Genomic DNA, 25,389 nt, shown 5'->3' with positions numbered 1-25,389 from the left:
GGTGCCCGTGATCGAGTACCTCATGGTCTTTCAGGAGCGCGACAGCGCGGAGGAGGTCGCGGACCAACTCTCCGAAAACGACGAATTCGCCTCAGTGCGAGTCCTTTCCGAGGCGCTTGCCGGCGAGGACGATGCCGAGGACGTGGACTGGCTGGTGCACGTGACGGTGGACACGATCGACGACCAGACCGGAGCCGTCGCACGTGCGCTGGCGAAGCGGTTCACCGCCCTCGCGAAGGATCACGAGGGGTGGCTGGACGAGCTCCGCTCGAGCGGCGAATGACACAGAACGCCCACGACCATTGCGGTCGTGGGCGTTTCGATGTGCTCCGGAGGTCAGCCGAGGGCTGTGCGGAAGGTGCATGGCACGGAGACGTTCGAGCCCAGTGCGCGCTCCGTCAGGCCGATGATGCGCGGTGAGTACGCCAGCTGCAGGTGGTCGCTGAAGTCGATGCCGCAGCCGTCCTGCAAGGTGATGTTGTGCACGGTCGCGCCGGGTCCGGCGCTGAGGAACGTCCGCGTGTATGGCGTGGACACCTCGTCATACTTGCTGCCGATGATCGTGTAGTCGATGCCGGGCATGGTGTCGCCGCCGGCATTGAGCTCGGTCAGGTATGCCGACCCGATCTCCTGGTCCACGGCAGCCTGACCCAGGGTGCTGGGAACGATCGGGTTGAGCCCGAAAACCTTTGCCAGTGTGGCGAGTCCGGACAGAGTGGTGCCGTGGTTCGTTGCGCCATACGTGATGACGTTGTCGACCTTGTTGGCGGCCGGATTCGCGGCGTTGGCGCCGCCGTAGAACTTCAGGTAACCGCGCGCGACGATGCCGCCCTGTGACCACCCGACCAGGTCAACCTTCTTCGCGCCGGTCGCCGCGAGCACCTTGTCGACCTCCTGGCCCAACTGCTGCGCCGAGTCCTTCACCGGGCCGGTCAGATAAACACCGGGGAACTTGCTGATGATGGCACCGCTGGCACCGAGGTTCTCGCCATAGACGCAGTAACCCTGTTTCTTCAGAGCGGGGGCGAGTGCGGCGAAGCTGTTGTAGCGGTTCGCCCAGGTGCCCTCCACGAGCACGACCGGGTTCGGGTGCGCGGCGGACGGCTTGCACGTCCAGTCGTTCATCCCCGACGGGAGCGCCGTCGGGTGGAAGGCGCCATACGCGAGTGCTGGGTAGAAGCTGGACTGTTGCGGACCGACGGGGTCGGGTGTGGCTGCAGACGCCGTGCCCGAGAGTGCCAGGCCCGCACAGGTGAGGGCCGCGGTGGAGAGAGTGATGCGTCGGAGGAGGGGCATTGCCGCTCGCTTTCATCGAAGTGTGATCTGGCTCACGATGTGACCCAACTCACCTTACCGACGGGTAAGTACGCGGGGGTGGCGTTTCGCCACTGAATATTCGGTGGCCTGCCATGTCATCGATGCCTAGCGTTCCTGGGGTGATCCGACTCATCGACCCCGCCGACGACCGTGACATGCGTGCAGTCTTCGATGTCGGCATTGCGGCGAAAACCTTTGACCTACCGTGGTTCTCGCCGATCAACTTCTCCTCGTGGCTCATTCAGATGCGCACTCCGGACCCCGAGGACGCGCAGGAGCTCTATGCCTACTTCGACGCCGACGGCACCTGTCTGGGCACCAATCTGTTGTTCATCCCGTTGGAGGACAACACCGACAAGGTCTATTCGCTCGTGGATGTCGCTCCGGAACATCGCCGGAAGGGCGTTGGCAGTGCTCTGGTCGAGCACGGGCTCGCTCGGGCGCGGGCGCTGGGTCGCACGAAGGTCTTCGCCGAGACGTTGGTGCCCGGAGCCTTCGACGAGCAGCACGGCTTCGTACGTTTCGCGCGGTCGTCGGGCTTCTCGCAGGGGTGGGACGACATCGCTCGGCATCTCGCTCTACCGGTCCCGCAGGAGCGGCTGAGCCGGCTCGCGCAGTCAGCCGCGGTGAGATACGTCGGTGACTACCGGATCGAAACGTTCGCCGGCCGGGTCCCGGAGGTGCACCTGCCCGGCCTGGCCGAGCTGATGCGCCTGCTGGCCGTCGACTCACCGTCGGGCGACATCGACTTCGACGCGGAGGCTGTCAGCCCGGATCGGCTCCGGCGGATGTACGACCGTGAGGAAGAGCAGGGACGAATCCACCTGTCAGCGCTGGCAGTCCATGACGAGTCGGGTGCCGTTGTCGCGCAGAGTGACCTGACCATGGAACCGCCGATCGATTTCGCGGTCCAGCTCGGCACCTACGTGCATCGTGAGCACCGCGGTCATCGCCTCGGTATGGCGGTCAAGGTGGCCAATCTGCAGCAGCTCCAGCGGGATCACCCGGGACCGGCATTCGTCCGCACGATGAACGCAGAGACGAATGTGCACATGGTCTCGGTCAACGTCGACCTCGGATTCGAGATCGTCGAGACATCGACCGAGTGGGTCATGGATCCGACGACTCGCTAGTCGGCTCAGCGCTCGTCGTCGGACGCGATCTCGTGCAACAGCTCGAGTGCTCGACGGGTGACCGGGTTGCCGGCTGCCGCATCGCGTACGTGCACCGAGATGCCGCGCTGCACCAGCGGATCGGTCAGTGGGACCGCTCGGGCCCGCCTGGGGAGCGAGCCGAGTGTCAGGCGCGGTGCGAGGGTCACGCCGATGCCCGCCGCCACCAGGGCGAAGCTGGTGTGGTGGTCCTGGCACTCGGCGACCATGCGGGGCGCCAGGCCGGACTTGTTGATCGCGCGACGCAGGATCCGCCCACAGGTCTGGTCCTCGTTGCTGTCATCGATCCACGGTTCGTCGGCGAGGTCACTCATCGAGACCTCGTCCTTGTCGACCAGCGGATGCTTGGCCGGAAGCACCGCGACATATGGCTCCGTGATCAGCTCGTGTCTGGTGTATCCCTTTGGGACCACTGGCGTTTCGGTCAGATCCTCGGTCCGGATGTCCAGATCGCAGTCCGGCCGCGCGGCTTCGTTGTGCTCATTGAGGTCGACGGTGATGAGCACATCCTTGAACTCACGCTGCAGCTTCGCCACCAGTTGCGGCACCCATTCCTCGCCGGCGGACGCGAAGCAGGCGATCGACAGACTCCCGGTGCGCCCGTGGCGCAGGTCGGTCACGACGTTGTCCAGGCGGGCCAGCGCACCCATCGCGTCTTCGCTCTGCTGGGCCAGCAGCCGCCCGGTCGGAGTGGGTGAGATGCCGCGTCCGGCCTTCTCGAACAGCGTCAGGCCGGTCTCTCGTTGCAGCTGGTTGATGTGCTGGCTGACGGCGGACGGTGTGTAGCCCAGATGTGTCGCGGCCGCCTGCACCGAACCACTGGCGACGACGGACCGGAAGACCCTCAAGCGGTGTATGTCGAGCATGGATCAAAACTACAGCATCACTTAAGCATTGTGAAGAAAACGGAGCTTGTGCTGAACAGTTAAGTCGGTCAGAATAGAACACATGAAAACGACACAGTCACTGAACGCCAGCCGCCACCAGCACCACGACCACGACCGGGCCCCGCTCGGCTTCTCCGGAAGGGTCCGCGCCCTGTGGCGCAACCAGGAAGACGCGCAGCAGTTGCTGCTCGAGAAGCAGGCGCCCTGGTTGCGTCGCCGTTGAGCGCCATACCCGTCCACTGTCCGGCGAGCGTCCCCTGACCGAGGTCAGGGGACGCTCTTGTGTGTGGGTGCCGTTGTCAGGCAAGCGGATTCGTCAACAGGAGTTCGGTGTTGCGGTCAGCGGTCGAGCCCATCCTCGTGGGGACGTGGTGGTGGATGTCGTTGTAGGAGAGCTCTCGATAGAGCGATGCCAGCGCGGCAGGTGACGCGTCGTCATACGCGGCCTGATAGGGAGCGGCCGACTCGATGAGCGTCGTGAAGAGAGACAGCGTGCCGTCGGCGTTGTCGCAGATGTCGAGGATGCGGGCGTGCTGCGGGAAGTCGATGTGTGACGCGGTGTTGATCTCCCAGAAGCTGCGGGTCGGATCGCTGTGCCGGTGCGGCGTGATCTTGTTCTTGTGCGAGTGGCCGTTGGCCCAGCCGATGACGTTCGGGTAGCGCTGCAGCATGCTGACCAGTTCGGTCCCGCTGTGCCGGGTCTCGAGCAGGTCGGGTGCGGGCAGCAGGTTGTTCATCGACTCGCTGGTGTGATGGCTGAAGAGCACGAAGAGGCTGTCCGTGACGTCGCGGCGGTGCTCCGCGCCCCGGCTGTCGTAGTAGCGGCTCGACGATGCCTCGAGTGTGCGCTGTATCCAACGGAATTGCGCGTCGCCGATCGAACCCTGGACGAAGCCGGCGCGGTTGGTCGAGTCCATTGCGATGCCGGTCACGCCGGGCGCGATCGAGAAGGCGTAGTAGCCGATGCCCTGTGCCAGCGCGTCCAGCGTGAAGCCGTGGCCGTGTGGCCCGGGACCGTCGGCGGTCGGGTCGAGGTGCGCGGCCATGAACTCACGGGGCGTGAAGGGCGCGCGTCGGTCGTCGGCCGTGACCTCCCAGCGCGACTTCGGCAACCTCGAGTGCTCCGGTATAGCGGATGTCGCGCCGGCCACCGCGCTGCGCAGGGCCGTATTGCCGCTCGCGTTGGCGAAGCCGGTGAACTTGAACCGACCGGTGTAGAGATCGGCGAGGACGGACGAGTCCGAAGGCATCATCCCGCCGATGGAATCATCATGGTTCCCGAAGACGCTGTACCACTTCGTCGCCAGCCCGGCGCTGCGGTGCGGTTGCATCGCACGATCGAAAAACCCTGGTATCTGCGGGAATCCGGCCTCCTTGTATGCGTCCTGCGCGGTCGTCTCCGGCAGGTAATAGAGCCTGTCGCCGGCGCTCTGGACGCCCTCCCAACTGTTCCGCGCGCCGGTGTTCGCGGTGATCGCGCCGCCACTCATCACCGCGAGGAACCAATCGAGCTCGATCTTCTCGTGGTTGTCGGAGCTGTCTCCGGTCGTGACCACGCAGTCGAACGCGCGGTCACTGAAGGACCCGGTGCGCAACGCGTTGACCCGATCCACCAGCTGCGTGGCGCCATGGGTCCCGAGCGCCTCCTGCGGCCGGAATGCGCTGCCGGTGAGCGGGTGCAGCCACTCGAAACGCACCGGCGATTGGGCATCGAGGACGTGCAGATCGGTGAGCTGGACGACCGAGGCTCGGCCGGTGCGCCTGTCCTCGCGCCCCGACCTCGCGGCGCTGAGGTCGGTACGCACGATCAACGGATATCCCTTGCCGGCGGTCAGCCTGGTGTACCCGTTCCTGGAGACCGGCCGGGCGGCCCGCTCCAGCGTCGTGCCTGTTCCTGCTGCGATGTATTCCTTCGGCGGGGGACTGGCGTCGGTCCGTGCCCGGGCACTCGCAAGCGTCGTCACGGCCAGGCCGCCGATGCTTCCGCCGAGCAGGGTCCGGCGTCGGATGAAGGTCATGTCACTCCTCGAGATCGTGGACGTGCACGTGCGTCCAGCGTTCCGAGGTGTGGCGGCGTCCGAGTGTCCGCAGGGCGAGGAGCCGGTGAAGTCGGAACGTCCCCTGCCCATCGGGTCAGGGGACGCTCGTCATGGCTCTGCGAAGTACCGGAGGAGCGTGTCGGAGTCCCCGCGAAGTATCGGAGGAGCGTGTCGGGGTCCCCGCGAAGTATTCGGAGGAGCGGAGCGGGGGAGAAACTTCGTGGGGTGACGGAGCGGGGGAGAACTTCGTGGGGAACTAGGCCATCGGGTTCTTCAGCAGCAGTTCGGTGTTGCGGTCGGCTGCGGTGCCGATCCGGTTGGGGTCGCGGTGGATGTCGTTGTAGGACAGCTCGCGGTAGAGGGACGCCAGGGCCGACGGCGACCCGTCGTCATACGCTGCCTGGTACGGCGCGGCCGACTCGATCAGCGTCGTGAAGAGCGACAGCGTGCCGTCGGCGTTGTCACAGACATCGATGATGCGGGTATGCTGCGGGAAGTCGACGTGCGACGCGGTGTTGATCTCCCAGAAGGAACGTGTCGGGTCGTTGTGGTGGTGCGGCGTGATCTTGTTGTCGTGCGTGTGGCCGTTCACCCAGGCCACGACGTTCGGGTAGCGCTGCAGCGAGCTCACCAGCTCCGAGCCACTGTGCCGGATCTCGAGCTTGTCGGGTGCCAGCAGCAGATTGTTCATGCTGTCACTGGTGTGGTGGCTGAAGAGCACGAAGAGTTGGTCGGAGCGATCCGTGCGGTGTTCGATACCCCATCCGTCGTAGTAGCGACTGGAGGATGCCTCGATCGTGCGCTTGATCCAGCGGAACTGCTCGTCCCCGATCGAGCCGTCGGTGAAGCCGGCCCGGTTCGTCGAATCCATCGAGATACCAACGACACCCTGTGCGATCTGGAAGCTGTAGTAGCCGACCCCGTCCGCCACTGCGTCGGCGGTGAAGCCGTGTCCGTGCGGTCCGGGCCCGTCGACCTTCGGGTCCAGGTGCGCAGCCATGAACTCGCGCGGAGTGAAGGTCGCCCGCCGTTCGTCAGGGGTGATCTCCCAACGAGACTTCGCAAGCGAGGACGACTTCGGTATGGCGGACTGCCCGCCGATCGACGAGCGGCGCAGGGCGAGATTGGCGCTGGTGTCGTCGAACCCGGTGAACTTGAAACCGCCGGTGTACATGTCGGCCAGGATGGGTGTCCCCGACGGGAGCGTGCCCTCGATGGAGTCGTCGTGGTTGCCGAAGACGCTGAACCATTCCGTCTTCAACCCTTCGCTGGTGTGCGGCGTGGTCGCGCGCTCGAAGAAGCCTGGGAGGGTTGGGAATCCGACCTTCTTGTAGGTGTCGGAGGCGGTGGATTCGGGCAGGTAGTAGAGGCTGTCGCCGGCGTTCTGGACGCCCTCCCATTCCGTGGGCGAGCCGGTGTTCGCGGTGATGGCGCCGCCGCTCATCATCGCCAGGAACCAGTCGAGCTCGACGCGCTCGTGATTGTCGGAGCTGTCGCCGGTGGTCACCACGCAGTCGAACGCCCGGCCGCTGAACGGCCCCTTGCCCAACTCGTTGACCCGGCGCACGAGCTGCGCGCCGCCCTGGGTGCCGAGCGCCTCGTGCGGCCGGAAGGCGGATCCGGTGATCTGGTGCAGCCACTCGAAGCGCACCGGTGACTGGGCGTCGACGACGTGGACATCGGTGAACTGAACGATCGACGCCCGGGCCGTCCGGGTGTCGTCCCGCTTCGCCTGCGCCGGACACAGGTCGGTGCGCACGGTCAGCGGGTAACCGGGACCCGAGGTCAGCCGCGTGTAACCGCTCGAGCCCACGGGTGCTGCGGCGGCTTCGAGCGCCGTGCCCTCGCCGAGTATGGCGCGCCGGCTCCACGAGGTGAGGTCGGAATCTGCCGCTCGGGCCGGACGGGTGCCGAGCGTCATCGCGGCGGCCGCGCCGATGCCGCCGCCGAGCAGGGTCCGCCGTCGAATGGAAGTCATCTCACTCCTAGTTACTTGGACGTTCGTCCATCATGGCGGCGGCGAGTGGTCGATGGGTGACTTCAGGCTGACAAATCGGCGAAATCGACACCGAAAGCAAAGTTGAGCGGAATACACTCAACTTTGCTCTCGTTGGACGAAGGGAGACGCATGCCGTGCTTGCCCGGTCACCTCTGTCGCGAAAGGGTGGACCGGAGCAGTGCGGCATACCGCTGGAACTGACGACATACCCGACCAGGGAGGACCAACCAACGTGGCTCTACAGCTGACCACCAAGGCGCAAGAGGCTGTTTCCAATGCGGTGCAGCTTGCGACCACCGCAGGCAACCCGCAGGTGGAGCCGGCGCACCTGCTGCTCGCACTGACCGACCAGACCGACACGACCACCGGCCCGCTGCTCGAAGCGGTCGGCACGACCGCCCAGGCCGCCCGCAGCACCGCGGAGCAGGCACTGCGGACGCTGCCGGCCACCCAGGGCGCATCGGTGGCGCAACCGACGATGTCGCGCACCCTCGCCAACGTGCTGGAGCAGGGCCGCCAGGCGATGGAGTCGATGGGAGACACCTTCGTCTCGACCGACCACCTCCTGCTGGCGCTGGCGCAAACGGGTGAATTCGGTTTGAACGCAGACGCTTTGGCGGCTGCTATCCCACAGACCCGCGGCGGTCGGAAGGTGACCAGCCCCGAGCCCGAGGGCAGCTTCGACGCGCTCGAGAAGTACGGCACTGACCTGACCTCGGCCGCCCGTGAGGGCAAGCTGGACCCGGTCATCGGCCGTGACTCCGAGATTCGTCGCGTCGTGCAGGTGCTGTCCCGGCGGACCAAGAACAACCCGGTCCTCATCGGTGAGCCCGGTGTCGGCAAGACGGCGGTCGTCGAGGGGCTCGCGCAGCGCATCGTCGCAGGCGACGTCCCGGAATCGTTGCGGGACAAGCGATTGATCTCGCTCGATCTGGCCGCGATGGTCGCCGGCGCGAAATACCGCGGTGAGTTCGAGGAGCGGCTGAAGGCTGTCCTGGAGGAGATCAAGGGCTCCGACGGCGAGGTCGTCACCTTCATCGACGAGTTGCACACGGTCGTCGGTGCGGGCGCCGGCGGTGACTCCTCGATGGATGCCGGCAACATGCTCAAGCCGATGCTGGCGCGCGGCGAGCTGCGTCTGGTCGGCGCGACGACGCTCGACGAATACCGGGAGCACATCGAGAAGGATCCGGCGCTCGAGCGCCGATTCCAGCAGGTGTATGTCGGGGAGCCGTCCGTGGAGGACACCATCGCCATACTCCGTGGGCTCAAGGAACGCTACGAGGCGCACCACAAGGTGGCCATCTCGGACGCGGCCCTGGTGGCGGCGGCATCGCTGTCCGACCGCTACATCACCGCCCGGCAGTTGCCCGACAAGGCGATCGACCTGATCGACGAGTCGGCGTCCCGGCTGCGGATGGAGATCGACTCCTCACCGGTCGAGATCGACGAGCTGCGACGCTCAGTCGACCGGCTGAAGATGGAGGAGCTGCACCTGGAGAACGAATCTGACGCCGCGTCCAAGGACCGGCTCGCCAAGCTGCGCTCCGACATGGCCGACAAGCAGGAGGAGCTCAGCGCCCTCACCGCGCGCTGGGAGCAGGAGAAGGCCGGCCTCAACCAGGTCGGTGACCTCAAGGCGCAGATAGACGAGTTGCGCACGCACGCGGACCGCTTGCAGCGCGATGGCGACTACGCCGGCGCCTCCAAGATCCTGTATGGCGAGCTGCCCGCGCTCGAGAAGCAACTCGAGGAGGCGCAGGCCGCGGAGTCGACCCAGTCGACCGCCGGCGGCGAGGCGCCGATGGTCAAGGAGGAGGTCGGGCCGGACGACATCGCGGATGTCATCTCGTCGTGGACCGGCATACCCGCCGGACGCCTGCTCGAGGGTGAGACCGAGAAGCTGTTGCGCATGGAGGACTGGATCGGCGAGCACGTGATCGGTCAGAAGAGCGCCGTGCAAGCGGTCTCCGACGCCGTACGCCGCAGTCGTGCCGGAGTCGCGGACCCCGACCGGCCGTCGGGTTCGTTCCTGTTCCTCGGCCCGACCGGTGTCGGCAAGACCGAGCTGGCCAAGGCCGTCGCGGACTTCCTGTTCGACGACCCGCGCGCCGTCATACGCATTGACATGTCCGAGTACTCCGAGCGGCACGCGGTCGCGCGGCTGATCGGCTCGCCTCCCGGCTACGTCGGCTACGAGGAGGGCGGCCAGCTGACCGAGGCGGTCCGGCGGCGGCCCTACTCGGTGGTGCTGCTCGACGAGGTCGAGAAGGCTCACCCGGAGACGTTCGACATCCTGCTGCAGGTGCTGGACGACGGGCGGCTGACCGACGGCCAGGGTCGCACGGTCGACTTCCGCAACGTCATCCTGATCATGACCTCCAACTTGGGCTCACAGTTCCTCGTCGACCCGACGCTGGATCTGAAGCAGAAGCACGATTCGGTCATGAACACCGTGCGGCAGTCGTTCAAGCCGGAGTTCATCAACCGGCTCGACGAGGTCATCATCTTCGAGGCGCTGACCAAGGACGAGCTGACGCGGATCGTCGACCTGCAGGTCGACGCGATCGCGTTGCGGCTGGCCGACCGTCGGATCACCGTCAACGTCACCGACGCCGCCAGGCAATGGCTGGCCGACGAGGGCTACGACCCGGCATACGGTGCTCGGCCGCTGCGCCGGCTGGTGCAGAAGCAGATCGGTGACCAGCTGGCCAAGGCCCTCCTCGGCGGCGAGATCCGTGACGGCCAGACGGTGACGGTCGACGCCGCACCCGACGGCGATGGCCTCGACATCCAGCCAGCCTGATCGCCGAGAGGACAGCGAAACATCGAGAGGACAGGCGATTTGACCCTTGAAAGGGCCAAATCGCCTGTCCTCTCAGTCATCGGGTGTCCTGTCGGCGAGGGGGGTGCGCGTGGTCGGCGAAGGGTGCGCAGGCTCGGTGATCGCGGTCGAACCGGGATGGCAGGATCTGACGCGTGGAACGAGTCGCGCTGATCTCCGATGTCCATGGCAACCTGACCGCACTCGAGGCGGTGCTCGCCGATATTGACCGGCGGGGCATCACCCGCATCTGGAATCTTGGCGACTTCGTCGGCAAAGGCCCGCGCGGCCGCGAGGTCGTCGATATCTGCCACGAGCGTTGTGAGGTCAACATCCTGGGCAACTGGGACGATTTCCTGCCCGATGCCGATCGCGAGTTCGACGACGAGGCACTGACCTGGTGGCGGTCGCAGCTGGGCCCCGGCCAGGGGGAGTGGCTGCGGGCGCTGCCGTTCAGCCACGACGAATGGGTGAGTGGCCGCCGGCTGCGCGTCTTCCACGCCAGTGAGGAGACCGTCCACCGGCGAGTGCGCTACGTCCGCACCCAGGCCGAGTTCGAGGCGCTGTTCACCAACACCCCGGCGACCGGAGATGGCCCGTTGCCGGATCTCATCGGGTATGCCGACACCCACGACCCGCACTACGAGGTCCAGCTCGAGGCGCGCACCGTCTTCAACACCGGTGCGGTGGGCAACTCGATGGGCGACCCGACACCGATGTACTGCATCCTCGAGGGCGAGTGGGGCTCGCGGGAGCCCGCGCCGTGGTCGGTCGCCTACGCGCGCGTGCCGTATGACGTCGATGCCGAACTCGCCCACGCGCGCTCGGCCGGCATGCCTCACTACGACGGCTACGAGGTCGAGCTACGGCACGGCATCTACCGCGGCAACCTGCAGGAGTGGCAGGCCGGCGAGAAGCTCACCGGCTACCACGAGCGCCCGGTCTGATCAGGGCCCCTTCGCCGAGAGGACAGGCAACACATCGAGAGGACAGGCGATTCGGCCTTAGAAACGGCAAATCGCCTGTCCTTTCGGTTATTCGGTGTCCTCTCGGCGAGAAAGCGCCGTCGCGAACGACGGAGCGAGTGGGAGTCCATCGCCGACGAGCAGACAGATCTGCAGGGCGTGGTAGACGTCCGGCTTGCCCGCCCACGTGCCGTGCGAGACCTGGTTGTGTTCATCGAGCTCGTGGTGCCACGAGCCGCGGTCGGTGTCGATCAGGTGGTCCTGGGCATAGTGCCACCAGATGAGCAGCGAGTCATCCCAATGCTTTTCGCCGGTCACCTGCCCGAGTGCGTATGCCGCGCCGATCGCTTCGCACACCACCCAGTGCATCCGCGCCCGGACGACCGGCACACCGTCCCAGTCGGTCGTGTAGACGAAACCGTCGGCGCCGTCGGCCGCCCAACCGTCGGCAACCGCACGAGTGGCCAGTTCCGTTGCGGCAGTGACCAGCTCATCCCCGTTGTATGACGCCTCCAGGCGCAACCGGCTCGCGCGTACCGACAGGGCCAAGCGCGACCACTCCAGCCCGTGCCCGACAGTCGCTCCGAACGGCCGGAACGCGTCCGCGGGCCGGTCGCGGTTGTAGTCGGGCAGGATCCGGCCATCGGAGTCGAAGTGCTCGGGGATCCGCCAGTCCCGATCCCGCGCCCAGCCGGCGACCTGCAAGGTCATGGCCTCGGCACGGTCCAGGTAGGAGACCTCGCCGGTCACGTCGTGCAGCGCGAGGAACGCCTCGACGGTGTGCATCGTCGCGTTGACTCCGAGGTACGGCTCGGACGTGCTCCAATCAGCCGAAAAACTCTCGTGCACCAGGCTTTTCGAGGGGATCCAGAAGTGCTCGTCGTGGACCTTCCGTGCTGCGGCCAGCAGTTGATCGGCGCCCGGCCGACCGGCCACGACCGCGCTGCTCGCGGCCAACAGCACGAACGCGTGCGGGTAGCCCAGTTTGCGGTCGTCGACGCCCGCACCCGTGTCGGCGTCGATCGTCGTGAACCAACCGTCGTTGACCGGGTCGCGGAACGACGAGGACAGCGTTTGCACGCCGTGGTCGACAAGTGCCGCGAATTCGGAACGGCCGCAAAGTAATCCGAGCGCCGCGACGTGCGTCATCCGGCAGGTGAGCCATAGCTCCAGCGGGCGGTCGGTGGGCCGGCCGTCGTCGTCGAGCCAGCCGAAGCCGTGCTCGGTCCGAGAAGCCAGCGCGAAGTCGAGCACTCGGTCCGCCTCGTCACGCAACTGACGGGCCGTGTCTGCAGCGACGCTCATCGTGCGAGGTCCTCGATCGCCTTGGCCACCTGATCGGGTGCCTCCCACGGGAGCATGTGACCGAGGTCGTCGAAGGTGGTCAGCTCCGCGGCGGGCAGCCCGGCCGCGATCCGCTGCGCGAGCGTGGGCGGCGTGAGCCGGTCGCGTCGTCCGACCAGGACCCTCGTCGGGACGTTCTGCATCCCGGCCAATGCCGCCACTTCGTCGTGCTGCATCAGCGCGTCGTAGAAACCGCCGACGACGCTCAGCCGGGTGCCGCGTGTGATGACGGTGGCGTCGTGCACGTCGGCCGGATCGGCCCCGCGGCCGAACGCCGCGGCTCGGTGCGCCTTCTCCGTCATACCTCTTCCGAGGGGCACACCGACGTGCCGCAGCGCGGACATCACCCGCCGCTCGCCGGGCCGACCGGTGCCACGCAGACCGCCGGCGGCCGTCGACACCAGCACGACGCCGCGCACGCGTGCGGCGAACTCTTCCGGGGCGATGCCGGCATAGGCCAGGATCGTCATACCGCCCATCGAGTGCCCGCCGAGCACCAGCTGCTCGTCCGCCGGCGTCAGCTCGGAGATCACTGACCGCAGGTCGGCGCCCAATCGCTTGATCGACTGGTGTCCCACCTTGCGCGAGCCGCCGGCCAGTGTCGAGCTGCCGTGGCCGCGCTGGTCCCACAACACCACCCGCAACGACGGGTCGAGCGTGCGCAGCACCGGCAACCAGGAGCGGTGGTCCAGGATCCAGCCGTGCCCGAGCACCACCGTGCCGGTCGGCGCACCGACCGGCTCGCGGATGTATGCCGACAGCAGTGCGCCGTCGTCGGTGGTCACGCGATGCACATGGAGTCCGGACATGCCGTCATTCTCCCCGACCCGCCCGGCCTGCGGCGGCCAGGGAACCGCGCGACCCACACGGACGTCAAGAAGGACAGTCCACCGTCATTGCCTCGGAAGCTGATTCCGAGCAAGCACAGGAGGCTTGGGATGCGTTGGCGTTGCAGGGAGCTTACGACTCGCAACGTCCGACGCAGAATAAGTCTCCCGGGAAAGATAGGTTGCTCTATATGCGACGTACCCTGACCGTCTCCAGCTCGCTCGCGATCGCGGCGGCCCTTGCGCTCACCGGTTGCAGCAGCGGCAGCAAGGATGCGCCCGCCACGGGCGCCTCCGGCGGCTCGCAGGGCGCTGTGACCCCCAAGGCGATGCTCGCCAAGGCGAAGAAGACCCTCGACGACACGTCGGGCGTGCACCTGAAGCTGACCTCGGACAAGATCCCGCCGAAGGAGAACGGCCTGATCAGCGGTGAGGGCGACGGCTCGCACGCGCCGGCTTTCAAGGGCAAGATCGCGGTGCGCATCCCGGCCGCGGGCACCATCAGCGTCCCGGTGGTCGCGGTGGGCGGCAAGGTGTGGGCCAAGACCCCGCTGAACCCCAAGATGGCCGAGATCGACCCCAAGCAGTTCGGCGCACCCGACCCGGCCCAGATCTTCGCCCGGGACGGCGGCTTCTCCACTCTGCTGGTCGCCACCAAGTCGCCGAAGTTCGGCGACAAGAAGCGCGACGGCAAGGACATCGTGCAGACCGTCACCGGCACGCTGCCGGGCAAGACGATCAAGCAGACGCTCAACTTCGGCAACGCGAACGAGACGTATGACGCGGTCTACCAGATCACCGACAAGGGAGAGCTGCGCTCGGCCGAGCTGACCGGCGCGTTCTACAAGGGTTCCAATGACACGTCATACACCGTCGAGTTCACCAAGTACGGACAGAAGGTTGCAGTCACCAAACCCTGAGGTCGCCGCACCCGGGCGCCACGCGAAGGCCCTGCTGGCAACGGCTTCGGTGGCCGTCGCGCTCGCCGCAGCCGACACCTACGTCGTGGTGCTGGCGCTGCAGGACATGATGAATGGCGTCGGCCTCGGCGTCGACGCCCTGCAGAAGGCCACGCCGATCATCTCCGGCTTCCTGCTGGGCTACATCGCGGTGCTGCCACTGATCGGCCGGTTAGCGGACCTGATCGACCGCCAGCGCATCCTGATCGGCTGTCTCGGGCTGTTCGTCATCGGCTCCGCCGTCACCGCGATCTCCGCCGAACTCCCGGTCATGGTCGCCGGCCGCTTCCTGCAGGGTGTGGGTGGCGGCGGGTTGGTGCCCGCGACGCTGGCCCTGGTCGCCGACCTCTGGCCACCGGGCAAGCGCGGCACCCCGTTGGGGGTCGTCGGCGCGGTGCAGGAGATCGGTAGCGTCGTCGGGCCATTGCTCGGCGCCCTGGTCCTCGCCGTCTCCGACTGGCGAATGATCTTCTGGCTCAACGGATTGGCCGGGATCGTGCTGGCCCTCGGCATCGTCGCCTGCGGTGGTCGTCGGGGTCGGGACCGGGTCGGCGCTCCGGTGCCGCAGTGGTGGCGTGCGCTCACCTGGCTGGCGGTGCTCGTCGCGGTCGTGCTGCTCGGCCTCGCCCTGTGGGCCCCCGATTCACTCACCACTTCCATCCGGTGGGGCGGACCGTTCGTCCCGTATGGCGACCACACCGCCCACCTGATGACACCGATCGGGGTGTGGGGCCTCTTCGCACTCGCCGGGCTGTTGGCCCTCTCGGTGCGCTTCTGGTGGCCGATCGCCCGCAGCGTCGACGTGGTTGGTGCGTTGCTGATCGCCGTCGCGCTCGGTGCGCTGGTGCTGACCTTCGCCGCCTCCAACCCGGAGAAGCAGGTCGTCGGACCGATGGGGTGGTGGCTGCTCCCGGTCGCAGCGCTCGCCGCCGCCCTTTATGTATGGCGCCACCGCGCCGCCCGAAATCCGTTGATCGCCAAGGGTGTTGTCGTTGGCCGGGTGCGACCGGCCCTCGTGGTCTCGTTGTGCGTCGGCACCGCCATCGTCGCGGTCGTCGTCGACATACCCGTGCTCGCGCGGCTGACGGTCACCGACTCACAGACCGAGGCGGCGCTGGTGCTGCTGCGTTTCCTCGTCGCGGTGCCGGTCGGAGCGCTGGCCGGCGGTTGGATGCTGCGACGGTTCGGTGCAGCGGTGATCGCGGCGCCCGGCCTGCTGATCACGTCGCTCGCGCTGTTTCAGATGTCCACTTGGGGCACCGACGCGCTCGATTCCTGGCTGCTGCCGACCACGATGCTGGTGCTGGCCGGTCTCGGCGTCGGTCTGGCGATCGCTCCGGTCAACGATGCCGCCTTGCACGACGCACCGCAGACCGCGCACGGTGTCGTGTCGTCGCTGCTGGTCGTCGCCCGGATGGTCGGCATGGTCGTCGGTCTGGCATTGCTGACCGCGATCGGGCTGCACCGCTTCTACGGCAAGGTGCAGTCGCTGCCGCACCCGACCGAGGCGCAGGTGACCGAGGCCGGTGTGTTGCAGGTACAAACGGTGTTCCTGGGCGCGGCATTGGTGGCGCTGGTCGCCGCAGCGGTGGCGCTGCTGCTCGGCATGCGCGTGGTCGGCGTGGCCGACGCGGACGAGGAAGACGGCACCGACGCCGAATCCGACGACGACACCGACGGGTCGGCCGGCGGCTATGACGCCGAGCCGGTGAATTCGTAGTCCACCAGCTCCGGCCGGGCGAGCTTGCGCTCGTATTCGCCGACGCCGCCCGGCCACAGCACGCGATTGCGACCCTCGTCGTCGAGATACCAGCTGCTGCAACCGCCCGCCTGCCAGACCGACGAGGCGCTGCGCTCGTCGAGCCGCTGCATGTGCGCGGGCACGACCTGCGGACGCACCTGCACCGCTGTGGCGCCTCGCTCGTCGCGCTCGTCGAGCAACCTGCTGATCAGCCCGATCTGCGCTTCGATCATCAGCACGACCGAGGTGTGCCCCAGCACGGTGTTGGGGCCGAGCAGGAAGAAGAGGTTCGGGTAGCCGGGCGCTGTCACGCCGTAGTAGGTCTGGATGTCCTCGGCCCAGTCGGTGTCCAGCGTGCGCCCGCCGAGTCCGGTGATGTTCAGGTGGCGGTAGGACCCGGTGACGTCGAACCCGGTGGCGAAGACCAGCACGTCGAGCTCGTGCGTGGTGCCGTCCTCGGTCGCCAACGACGTCACGTCGGCGTCCTGGATCGGTGACGTCTCCACGGTGACATGGTCCGACGCGAGCGCGGGGTAGTAGGTGTTGGACATCGTCACCCGCTTGCAGCCCATCGTGTAGTCGGGCGTCAGCTTCGCACGCAGCTTCGGGTCCTTGATCGACGAACGCAGGTGTGCGAGAGCAGCTTTCGAGGCTGCCTTCAGTGCGGCGGGCTGTTTGGTGAAGCCACCGACGCGCACCTCACCGGCGGCGCGCAACTTGGCGCGGTGCGCCTTCATCAGCCACGGTCGCTTCTCGTACTGGTCGATCAGCCAGTCGGGGTATGCCGGGTCGACCTTGGGCAGCACCCACGTCGGTGTGCGCTGGAAGACCGTGAGTGAGTGGGCGTCCTCGGCCAGCGGCGGGATCACCTGCACCCCGCTGCAGCCGGTGCCGATGACGCCGACCCGCTTGCCGACGACGGTCGTGCCGGGATCCCACGCGGCGGTGTGCAGCAGCTCGCCACGGAACGACTCGATGCCGGGGATCTCGGGGATCACCGGCTCGTGCAGCGCGCCGACACCGAGCGCGACGGCGCCGGCGACGAGTTGGTGCGTCTCGCCGTTGCCGGTCGTGACGGTCAGGTGCCAGGCGGCAAGGCCCTCGTCATACGTCATCCGCTCGACGACGCTGCCGAACCGCATGTGCTGGCGCAGGTCGAACTTCTCGACGCAGTAGAGCAGGTAGTCCTGGATCTCATCGGCGGTCGCATAGGCCTTGGACCAGTAGGGATTGAGCTCGAACGAGAAGGAGTAGAGGTGGCTGGGCACGTCGCACTCGCAGCCGGGGTAGCGGTTGTCCCGCCAGGTGCCGCCGATCTCGTCGGCCTTCTCGAGTACGACGAAGTCGCGCCTGCGGTTCTTGGCCGCGATCGCCATGCCGATGCCGGAGAAGCCGGAGCCGACGATGACCAGGTCGTGATCGACGCGCGCGTTCATGCGGGTGCCCATGGCGTCAGGTTACGTCGGCGTGTCGGCCCGGCCGACCGGCAACGCCGCGCGCGTCCGGATCAGCGGTAATAGTGCTGCTGTGGCGCCTGATTGACGACCACGACATTGGTCTGCTGATCTGTCCCGCAGGCCATGACGAGCGCGATGACCCAGCCGATGAAGGACCAGCCGAGCAGGAAGTTGAGCGCGAAGATGCCGCCCTGGTTGGACTTGTTGCGAGTCGCGGCGATAGCCCACGGCAACAGGTAGAAGAACGTACAGACCGCGAGGATCCAGGCGATCGCGACCACTGCGCCGGACGGGCCGGGTCGACCGGTCATCACGACGGAGTTGTATGCCGGGGGCGGCCCCACGGGCCGTGGGGCGTAGGACTGCATCGGGTACTGCGGCGACGGCCCCTGGGGCGGCAGGATTTGCGGGTGGGCCGGTGAGGCGCTCGGCGGTGGCGATCCGTAATGCTGCGGGGGCGTGGAGTAGGTGCTCGGAGCCGGCGGCTGTTGGAAGCGCTGCGTCTCGGGCGTCGTCGGGATGCGCTCGGTGTCGCTGCGCCGGTCGTCCTTGTGCAGCCGGACCGGCCGGGTCGTGTCGTCGGATGAACCTGCGTGATCAGTCATGCGCGCCCCCTGCTGATGAACTACCTGCGGCCACTGTATGGCCGCGGGCGCACAGGGCGCGAGGGTATGACGTCAGTCACCGAGCGTGACGACGACCGGCGCGTGGTCGGACGCGCCCTTGCCCTTGCGCTCCTCGCGGTCGATCGATGCATCGACCACGCGGGCCGCCAAGGTCGGGGACGCCAGCGCGAAGTCGATCCGCATGCCCTGCTTCTTGGGGAAGCGCAGTTGCGTGTAGTCCCAGTAGGTGTAGGTCCCGGGCCCGGGGGTAAACGGCCGGACCACGTCAGCGAAACCGGTGTCCACGACGGAACGGAACGCCGCCCGCTCGGCGTCGGTCACGTGCGTCTTGCCGTCGAAGAACCCGATGTCCCAGACGTCCTCGTCGACCGGTGCGATGTTCCAGTCGCCGGCCAGCAGGATCTGGGCGTGTGTGTCCTCGGCGAGCCACCCGGCCGCGTTGTCGCGCAGCCGGGCGAGCCAGTCGAGTTTGTAGGAGTAGTGCGCATGCCCGACCTCGCGGCCGTTGGGCACGTAGAGCGACCACACCCGCACGCCGCCGCAGGTGGCGCCGATCGCCCGCGCTTCCGCGGCCGGCGGCTCGCCATACCCGGGCATGCCGGAGAATCCGACACTGACGTCGTCCAGCCCGACGCGGGAGACGATGGCGACGCCATTCCACTGATTGAGACCGTGCATCGCGACCTCGTATCCCGCTGCTTGCAACGGCATCTCGGGGAACTGGTCGTTGCGGCACTTCGTCTCCTGGAGCAGCAGCACGTCCAGGTCGTGGCGGTCGAGGACATCGACGACGCGGTCGATGCGGGAGCGGATGGAGTTGACGTTCCAGGTGGCAATACGCACCCGACCAATCTACGTACCCGCCAGCGCCACTTCGCCGAGAGGACACCCGTTCGCCGAGGGGATAGCCGATTTCAGCAGATATCGGCCGAATCGCCTGTCCCCTCGATGCATCCCCTGTCCTCTCGATGAGGGGCCGCGACCTCGGTGCTGCGCGGAGTCGAGCCAGAAGATTCAGTTCGCGACAGTGAAGCGTGCGCGGCGGTGCTTCGGCTGCTCGAGCTCGTCGACGATCGCGACGGCGAAGTCCTCCGCCGAGATCTTGTCGCCTGCGGGAGTGTCGTCCGCGACCTGGTAGGTGCCGGTCCGCTCGCCGGGGGCGATCTCAGGGGCGGGCGACAGGAACGTCCAGTCGAGTGACTCCGGTGCCTGGCGGATGTTGTCGAGCGCCTGCGTGGCGGTCAGGGCTTCGGCCTTGTAGCCCTCGGGGAAGCCGGGCAGGTCGACGAGGCGGGTGCCCTCGATCAGCAGCGAACCCGCGCCACCAATGACGAAGAGGCGCGTGTCGGTCGCGTTCTCCTGCGCGGTCTGCAGCGCGTCAAGCCAGATCTGGTGGTCCTCGCCGGTGCGGCTCGGTCCGGTGGCGGACAGGACGACATCGTGGTCGGCTGCCAGGGATCGGACGAAGCCGGCGTCGCCGAGGTCGCCCCGGACGCTGGTCGCCTCCGGCACCTCGGTGCCGGATCGGGTGACGCCGGTGACCTCGTGGCCGCGCTGCGACAACTCGTGCACCACGCGGGACCCGACCATGCCGCTCGCACCGATGACTGCAATCTTCATGTCTGCTCCTCCAATTCGTTGATGTTGCGGCAACAGTAACTATTGGTACCCTGGTACCTCAAGGTAACTAAAGGGAGTTGGGCAGTATGACGTCCGCAACAGCTGCCTGGGTGGGCGACGGTTACGACCCGGAGTGCCCGACCCGGGTGCTGCTCGATCGTGTCGGCGACAAATGGACCGTGCTCGTCATCGGTGTGCTCGCCGACGGGCCGATGCGCTTCACCGCCCTGCGCGATCGCGTTGGGGGCGTCTCCGGGAAGGTCCTCACCGCGACCCTGCGAGCGCTGGCGCGTGACGGGCTGGTCACGCGCACGGCATACCCGACGATCCCGCCGCGGGTCGACTACGAGCTCACCGACCTCGGCAGGTCGCTGCAGGGGCCGCTCGACGTCATCCGGGACTGGTCCGAGCAGCACATCGCGGCCGTCATCGCACACCGCGACAAATTCGACGACGGAGCGTCCGAATAGACTCACGCCCCATGGCCACTGCACTCGTCACCGGCGCGAGCGCCGGCATCGGTAAGACTTTCGCAACCCAACTGGCACAACGCGGTCATGACCTCGTGCTCGTGGCTCGCACGCAGAGCCGGCTGGAAGAGCTCAAGGCTCACCTGGAGGACCGCTACTCGGTCTCCGTCGAAGTGCTGCCCGCCGACCTCAGCGACCGACTCGACATCCAGTCGGTCGCCGATCGGCTCGCCGACGTCACCCGACCGGTCGACCTCCTCGTCAACAACGCAGGTTTCGGCCTGAAGAAACCCTTCCTGCGCAACGAGATCCGCGACGAGGAGGAGATGCTCACCGTCCTCGTCCGGGCCGTCACGGTGCTCTCGCACGCCGCCGCGCTCGCGATGCGCGAACGCGGCCACGGTGCGATCATCAACGTGTCGTCCGTCGCCGGCTTCATGGCCTCGGGCACCTACTCGGCCGCGAAGTCCTACGTGACCGTCTTCTCCGAGGGCCTGGCGAGTGAGCTGCGCGGCAGCGGGGTGACGGTGACCGCCCTGTGCCCCGGCTTCACCCACACCGAGTTCCACGACCGCGCCGGCATCAAGGGCAACGGCGGTCTCCCCGGTTTCATGTGGTTGCAGGCGGATTCGCTGGTCAAGGAGTGCCTTGACGACGTCGACCGGGGCAAGGTCATCTCCATCCCGAGTCCGCAGTACAAAGTGGCGGCGACCGCGTTGCGCGTGCTGCCCCGTCCGATCGTCCGGATGGGCAAGCTCAGCCGCAGGCACCGACCGCAGTGAGTTCCGGAAAGACGTCCGATACCGCGAGCATCGAGGAGATGGCCTTGGCCAAGCAGGAGTTGTTGGAGCACATCACGTCCGAGGCGATCGTGCGCGGCAAGGTCACCTTGTCGTCCGGGAAGGAGGCCGACTACTACGTCGACCTGCGCCGGATCACGCTCAGCGGCGCCGCCGCACCCCTGGTCGGCAAGGTCATGCTCGACCTCACCGCCGAACTGTCGTATGACGCCGTCGGCGGCCTCACCATGGGCGCCGACCCGGTGGCCACAGCGATGCTGCACGCCGCGGCCGCGGAAGGCCGCACGCTCGACGCCTTCGTCGTGCGCAAGGCCGGCAAGGCGCACGGCCTCCAGCAGCGGATCGAGGGCCCGTCGATCAAGGGTCGTCGCGTCGTCGTCGTCGAGGACACCTCCACGACCGGTGCGTCCGCCCTCGAGGCAGTGGCCGCGGTCCGGGAGGCCGGAGCCGAGGTCGTCGCGGTCGCGGTCATCGCCGACCGGGCGACGGGCGCCCGCGAGCGGATCGAGGAGGCGGGTGTGGCCTATCTCACGGCATACGGGCTCGAGGACCTCGGGCTCGCCTGATCCCACCACCTCCCGCAATGACGCGGATCGACCGCACGCCGACCGTCGATCTCTCACTGCGACGGCATTGCCGGTGAGATCACCGTGACGAGCAGGTAACACGACGACGCTGCTCGCGAAACATCCCGTTCCTACGTTCGGGTGCCAGGCCCCACTCCGGGGCTCTGGCACACGGAGGTGGGTATGGCACTCGCGACAGACCTCGGCGTCGACGATCGGAAGACCGGTGACTCGAGCCGGCCGACCATCGGCAAAGGCCGGTGGATCTCCGGTTGGGATCCTGAGAACCCCTCGCAATGGGAAGGATTCGGCCGGCGGACGGCACGGCGCAACCTCGGTCTCTCGGTGTATGCCGAGTTCCTCGGGTTCGGTGTCTTCGCGATCTGGAGCATCGTCGTGCCGCTGCTGCCGGCGTACGGCTACACCGGCGCTGCCGCGATCTCCGACAGCCAGCAGTTCTGGCTCATCTCGATCCCGACCCTGGTCGGCGCCACCCTGCGAATTCCATACTCCCTCATGGTTCCCCGGCTGGGTGGCCGCAACTGGACCGTCCTGTCGGCGTTGCTGCTGCTTCTGCCGACGGTCGGTCTGGCCGTCGCGATCGGACAGCACGCGGGATTCCCGGTGTTGCTCGCGATGGCGGCTTTCGCCGGATTCGGGGGCGGCAACTTCGCGTCGTCGATGACCAACATCTCGTTCTTCTACCGCCATGCGGAGAAGGGCAAAGCGCTCGGAATCAATGCTGCCGGCGGCAATCTGGGCACCGCGGCGGTGCAGTTCGCCGCACCGATCCTTGTGACGATCGGGGCCGGCTTCTCCACCGGTAGGCCGAACCTGCCGGTGGTCGGCTGGGTCTTCGTGCCGCTGGTGCTGGCTGCGGCGGTCGGGGCCTGGCTGCGGATGGACAATCTCACCGACGCGCGTTCGGAACCCGGCACCTATGCCGCTGCGGTCCGCTCACGCCACACCTGGCTCCTCTCGTTCGTCTACGTCGGCACCTTCGGGTCGTTCATCGGCTTCGCCGGTGTCTTCCCCAAATTGATGCGGGATTCGTTCCCCGGGCGCGGCAGCTACGTGCTGCTCGGTGCCGGGATGACGCTGGCGTTCCTGGGAGCTTTCGTCGGCTCGATGTCCCGTCCCTTGGGCGGTCTCGTCGCGGACCGGGTCGGCGGTTGGCGGGTCACGGTGGTCAGCTTCGCGGCGATGGCACTCGGTGCCGCAGGCGTCGTGATCGCCTTGCAGGCAGGCAGTTTCGGCTGGTTCATGGTCGCGTTCCTGTGGATGTTCGTCTTCACCGGCATCGGTAACGGCTCGATCTACCGGATGATCCCGGCAGTCTTCGCGGCGACCGTCGGCGACGACACCCCGGCATCGATGGCCACCGCGCGCAAGGTCGCCGCGGGAGCCATCGGGATCGTCGGAGCAGCCGGCGCGTACGGCGGGTTCCTGATCCCGCAGGTCTTCGCGATGTCGAAGTCCATGACCAAGGGCGCCGCCCACCCGACCGGCACCATCGTCCCGGCGCTGTGGGGCATCCTCGCCTGTTATCTGGTGATGGGTCTGGTGACCTGGCTGGCCTACGGGCGCAAGCGTCCGGGTGGTGTCGTCGTATGACGACGGTCGACACGCATTGCCCCTACTGCGCTCTCCAGTGCGGGATTCGCCTGGGACAGAAGGGATCCGGCCGGATCACGCTGGCGCCCCGAGACTTCCCGACCAATCGCGGTGGACTCTGCCAGAAGGGCTGGACCGCTGCCGAGCTGCTCACCGCAGCCGACCGCATCACGACACCACTGGTTCGTGACGCGACCGGTGAGCTGGTCGAAGCGAGCTGGGACGATGCCTACGCGCGGATCGTCGCGGCGGTTCGCAGCGCCCAGGGCGCGGCCGGACCCGATGCCGTTGCTGTCTTCGGCGGCGGTGGTTTGACGAACGAAAAGGCCTACACGCTGGGCAAATTCGCCCGTGTCGCGCTCGGGACATCACGCATCGACTACAACGGCCGATTCTGTATGTCGTCCGCCGCCGCCGCGGTCAACCGCGCCTTCGGCCTGGACCGAGGGTTGCCGTTCCCGCTGACCGACCTGGCCGGCGCCGACGCAGTGCTGCTGGTCGGCAGCAATCTCAGCGAGACGATGCCACCGGCGGTGCAACACCTGTCCGGGGTGCGCAGCCGTGGCGGACTGATCGTGGTGGACCCGCGGCGGACGGCGACCGCTGCCCTCACCGAGTCGGACGGCGGCATACACCTGCAGCCGGTGCCGGGCACCGACATCGCCGTGCTGCTCGGGCTGCTGCATCTGGTCACGCTGGCCGGCGACACCGACGACGCCTACCTGACCCGTCGGGTTAGTGGGTGGGACGCCGTGCGTGCTGCGGTCACCATGTGGTGGCCAGAGCGCGTCGAACGCGCGACCGGGGTCCCCGTGGGCGAGTTGCGAGCAGCAGCAACGTTGCTCGCGGGTGCGAGTCCCAGCGCTGGTGGAGCCGGAGCCTACGTGCTTACCGGGCGCGGCGCCGAGCAGCACGCGCACGGCACCGACACCGTGACCGCCGCGATCAATCTGGCGCTGGCGCTCGGCCTGCCCGGCCGGGTCGGTTCCGGCTACGGCTGCATCACCGGGCAGGGCAACGGCCAGGGCGGCCGTGAGCACGGTCAGAAGGCGGACCAACTGCCGGGGTACCGGTCGATCACCGACCCGGCCGCACGGGCGCACGTCGCCGAAGTCTGGGGCGTGTCCGAGTCGAGCATCCCCGGACCGGGCCTGCCCGCGGTTCAGCTGCTGGACGCGATCGGCCAACCGGACGGGCCGCGGGTGCTCTTCGTCCATGGTGCGAATCCCGTTGTCAGCGCTCCCGACTCGGACAAAGTGGCCCGAAAGTTGGCGCAGCTGGAGCTGCTGGTCGTTGCCGACTTCGTGCCGTCGGAGACCGCCCGGCTGGCCGACGTCGTGCTGCCGGTGCCGCAGTGGGCGGAGGAGGAAGGCACGATGACCTCGCTGGAGGGCCGGGTGTTGCGGCGCCGGCGCGTCATACAGCCGCCGGAGGGGGTGCGGGACGAGCTGCGCATCTGGCACGAACTCGCGCAACTGCTCCACATACCAGTGCAGTTCGCGGCCACTCCGGTCGAGGTGCTGGAGGAACTGGCGCGTGCCAGCACCGGCGGCATCGCCGACTACACCGGTGTCGATGTGGCTCGGCTGGACGCTGGGGAGGGGCTGCACTGGCCGTGCCCGCAGGTGGGTCATCCGGGCACGCCGCGACTCTTCCTCGATCGCTTCGACACCGCCGACGGACGCGCCCGGATGGTCTGCGTGGACACCTCCCCGGTCGACGACGACGTACGACCGGACGCCCCGATCTACCTGATCACCGGCCGGATCCTGCAGCACTACCAGTCGGGGGCGCAGACCCGCCGGGTGCCCGAGCTGCTGCGCGGTGAGGCCGGCCCGTTCGTGCAACTGCACCCGGTCCTGGCAGCTCGCCTCGGCATCGAGGAGGGCGACTGTGTGCGCGTCACGTCCACTCGCGGCAGCGCGAGCGGTATGGCGCGACTGTCGGCCGACATCCGCCGCGACACCGTCTTCATGCCCTTCCACTTCCCGGGGCAGGGCGCCGCCAACGCCGTCACCAACCCGGCGACCGATCCGGTCTCCGGCATGCCGGAGTTCAAGGTGTGCGCGGTCAGGGTCAGCCGGGAGTGGGTGTCGTGACCGAGCGAAGCGAGCGACCAAACAAGCACGGGTCGAATGCCGGCTCCCGACGGAGGAGGGAGG

22 protein-coding genes are annotated in these 25,389 nt (G+C 67.6%); 12 read left to right on the top strand and 10 right to left on the bottom strand.

What is annotated here, in order from left to right; genetic code table 11:
- Positions 1-7: 7 nt before the first annotated feature.
- Positions 8-283 (top strand): hypothetical protein, encoded by a 276-nt coding sequence (locus IEX71_RS09925; RefSeq protein WP_188836854.1) that lies wholly within the window; start codon positions 8-10, stop codon positions 281-283.
- A 53-nt stretch (positions 284-336) separates the two neighbouring features.
- Here IEX71_RS09925 and IEX71_RS09920 read toward each other — a convergent pair whose 3' ends face one another.
- Entirely contained in the window at positions 337-1,296 is a 960-nt protein-coding gene (locus IEX71_RS09920) for an esterase/lipase family protein (protein ID WP_188836853.1), read from the bottom strand.
- A 140-nt stretch (positions 1,297-1,436) separates the two neighbouring features.
- On the opposite strand from IEX71_RS09920, the gene IEX71_RS09915 reads away from it, so the two are divergent.
- Positions 1,437-2,450 carry a GNAT family N-acetyltransferase gene (locus tag IEX71_RS09915; protein WP_188836852.1) on the top strand — a complete coding sequence of 338 codons (1,014 nt, stop codon included), beginning with the start codon at positions 1,437-1,439 and terminating at the stop codon, positions 2,448-2,450.
- A 5-nt stretch (positions 2,451-2,455) separates the two neighbouring features.
- Here the strand turns inward: IEX71_RS09915 and IEX71_RS09910 are convergent, their stop codons facing one another.
- A complete protein-coding gene (locus IEX71_RS09910) occupies positions 2,456-3,355 on the bottom strand; it encodes a LysR family transcriptional regulator (RefSeq protein ID WP_188836851.1) in 900 nt (299 codons plus the stop codon).
- Between the two features lie 82 nt (positions 3,356-3,437).
- Here IEX71_RS09910 and IEX71_RS09905 point away from each other — a divergent pair, with 82 nt between their 5' ends.
- Positions 3,438-3,599, top strand: coding sequence for a hypothetical protein (locus tag IEX71_RS09905; RefSeq protein ID WP_188836850.1), 162 nt, complete (start codon positions 3,438-3,440; stop codon positions 3,597-3,599).
- Positions 3,600-3,675: 76 nt separating this feature from the next.
- Here the strand turns inward: IEX71_RS09905 and IEX71_RS09900 are convergent, their stop codons facing one another.
- Together IEX71_RS09900 and IEX71_RS09895 are read right to left on the bottom strand one after the other, a co-directional pair.
- Positions 3,676-5,394, bottom strand: a complete 1,719-nt coding sequence (locus IEX71_RS09900; protein WP_188836849.1) for a TIGR03767 family metallophosphoesterase — start codon at positions 5,392-5,394, stop codon at positions 3,676-3,678.
- A gap of 277 nt (positions 5,395-5,671) precedes the next feature.
- Entirely contained in the window at positions 5,672-7,393 is a 1,722-nt protein-coding gene (locus IEX71_RS09895; protein ID WP_188836848.1) for a TIGR03767 family metallophosphoesterase, read from the bottom strand.
- Between the two features lie 253 nt (positions 7,394-7,646).
- Here IEX71_RS09895 and clpB point away from each other — a divergent pair, with 253 nt between their 5' ends.
- Both clpB and IEX71_RS09885 read left to right on the top strand, forming a co-directional pair.
- Positions 7,647-10,220 (top strand): ATP-dependent chaperone ClpB, encoded by a 2,574-nt coding sequence (gene clpB, locus IEX71_RS09890; RefSeq protein WP_188836847.1) that lies wholly within the window; start codon positions 7,647-7,649, stop codon positions 10,218-10,220.
- A 173-nt stretch (positions 10,221-10,393) separates the two neighbouring features.
- Positions 10,394-11,185: a metallophosphoesterase family protein gene (locus IEX71_RS09885; protein ID WP_188836846.1), complete on the top strand. Its 792-nt coding sequence runs from the start codon at positions 10,394-10,396 to the stop codon at positions 11,183-11,185.
- 87 nt (positions 11,186-11,272) lie between these two features.
- Here the strand turns inward: IEX71_RS09885 and IEX71_RS09880 are convergent, their stop codons facing one another.
- Positions 11,273-12,508: an AGE family epimerase/isomerase gene (locus IEX71_RS09880; protein ID WP_188836845.1), complete on the bottom strand. Its 1,236-nt coding sequence runs from the start codon at positions 12,506-12,508 to the stop codon at positions 11,273-11,275.
- Positions 12,505-13,356 (bottom strand): alpha/beta fold hydrolase, encoded by an 852-nt coding sequence (locus tag IEX71_RS09875; protein ID WP_188836844.1) that lies wholly within the window; start codon positions 13,354-13,356, stop codon positions 12,505-12,507. Before IEX71_RS09875 ends, IEX71_RS09880 begins: the two co-directional genes overlap by 4 nt.
- A 209-nt stretch (positions 13,357-13,565) precedes the next feature.
- Here IEX71_RS09875 and IEX71_RS09870 point away from each other — a divergent pair, with 209 nt between their 5' ends.
- Together IEX71_RS09870 and IEX71_RS09865 are read left to right on the top strand one after the other, a co-directional pair.
- Entirely contained in the window at positions 13,566-14,294 is a 729-nt protein-coding gene (locus IEX71_RS09870; protein ID WP_188836843.1) for an LppX_LprAFG lipoprotein, read from the top strand.
- The gene (locus tag IEX71_RS09865) at positions 14,275-16,053 is read left to right on the top strand and encodes an MFS transporter (protein ID WP_229749627.1); all 1,779 of its coding nucleotides are present in this window, start codon (positions 14,275-14,277) and stop codon (positions 16,051-16,053) included. The genes IEX71_RS09870 and IEX71_RS09865 overlap by 20 nt, the downstream gene beginning before the upstream one ends.
- Here IEX71_RS09865 and IEX71_RS09860 read toward each other — a convergent pair.
- The 4 genes from IEX71_RS09860 to IEX71_RS09845 form a co-directional block, all read right to left on the bottom strand.
- Positions 16,026-17,522, bottom strand: a complete 1,497-nt coding sequence (locus tag IEX71_RS09860; protein WP_229749626.1) for a flavin-containing monooxygenase — start codon at positions 17,520-17,522, stop codon at positions 16,026-16,028. The genes IEX71_RS09865 and IEX71_RS09860 overlap by 28 nt on opposite strands.
- 59 nt (positions 17,523-17,581) lie before the next feature.
- Positions 17,582-18,136 (bottom strand): superinfection immunity protein, encoded by a 555-nt coding sequence (locus tag IEX71_RS22505; RefSeq protein WP_229749625.1) that lies wholly within the window; start codon positions 18,134-18,136, stop codon positions 17,582-17,584.
- 72 nt (positions 18,137-18,208) lie between these two features.
- Complete coding sequence (locus IEX71_RS09850; protein ID WP_188836841.1) at positions 18,209-19,000, bottom strand: exodeoxyribonuclease III; 792 nt, start codon at positions 18,998-19,000, stop codon at positions 18,209-18,211.
- A gap of 171 nt (positions 19,001-19,171) precedes the next feature.
- Positions 19,172-19,777, bottom strand: a complete 606-nt coding sequence (locus tag IEX71_RS09845; RefSeq protein WP_188836840.1) for an NAD(P)-dependent oxidoreductase — start codon at positions 19,775-19,777, stop codon at positions 19,172-19,174.
- Positions 19,778-19,863: 86 nt separating this feature from the next.
- Between IEX71_RS09845 and IEX71_RS09840 the strand changes: the two genes are divergently transcribed.
- The 5 genes from IEX71_RS09840 (at position 19,864) to IEX71_RS09820 (ending at position 25,326) form a co-directional block, all read left to right on the top strand.
- Entirely contained in the window at positions 19,864-20,247 is a 384-nt protein-coding gene (locus IEX71_RS09840; protein ID WP_188836839.1) for a winged helix-turn-helix transcriptional regulator, read from the top strand.
- An 11-nt stretch (positions 20,248-20,258) separates the two neighbouring features.
- Positions 20,259-21,029: an SDR family NAD(P)-dependent oxidoreductase gene (locus tag IEX71_RS09835; protein WP_188836838.1), complete on the top strand. Its 771-nt coding sequence runs from the start codon at positions 20,259-20,261 to the stop codon at positions 21,027-21,029.
- Positions 21,030-21,067: 38 nt separating this feature from the next.
- On the top strand, positions 21,068-21,613 hold the full coding sequence (pyrE, locus tag IEX71_RS09830) for an orotate phosphoribosyltransferase (protein WP_188837257.1): 546 nt from the start codon (positions 21,068-21,070) through the stop codon (positions 21,611-21,613).
- 183 nt (positions 21,614-21,796) lie between these two features.
- Complete coding sequence (locus IEX71_RS09825; protein ID WP_188836837.1) at positions 21,797-23,227, top strand: MFS transporter; 1,431 nt, start codon at positions 21,797-21,799, stop codon at positions 23,225-23,227.
- Entirely contained in the window at positions 23,224-25,326 is a 2,103-nt protein-coding gene (locus IEX71_RS09820; RefSeq protein WP_188836836.1) for a molybdopterin oxidoreductase family protein, read from the top strand. The genes IEX71_RS09825 and IEX71_RS09820 overlap by 4 nt, the downstream gene beginning before the upstream one ends.
- The last annotated feature ends 63 nt before the right edge of the window (positions 25,327-25,389 follow it).

Origin of the sequence: Flexivirga endophytica, assembly GCF_014640635.1 — a bacterium.
GTDB classification, from domain to species: Bacteria; Actinomycetota; Actinomycetes; order Actinomycetales; family Dermatophilaceae; genus Flexivirga; species Flexivirga endophytica.
Note: the sequence above shows the minus strand (reverse complement) of the source record. Positions and strands in the feature narration are given on the sequence as shown.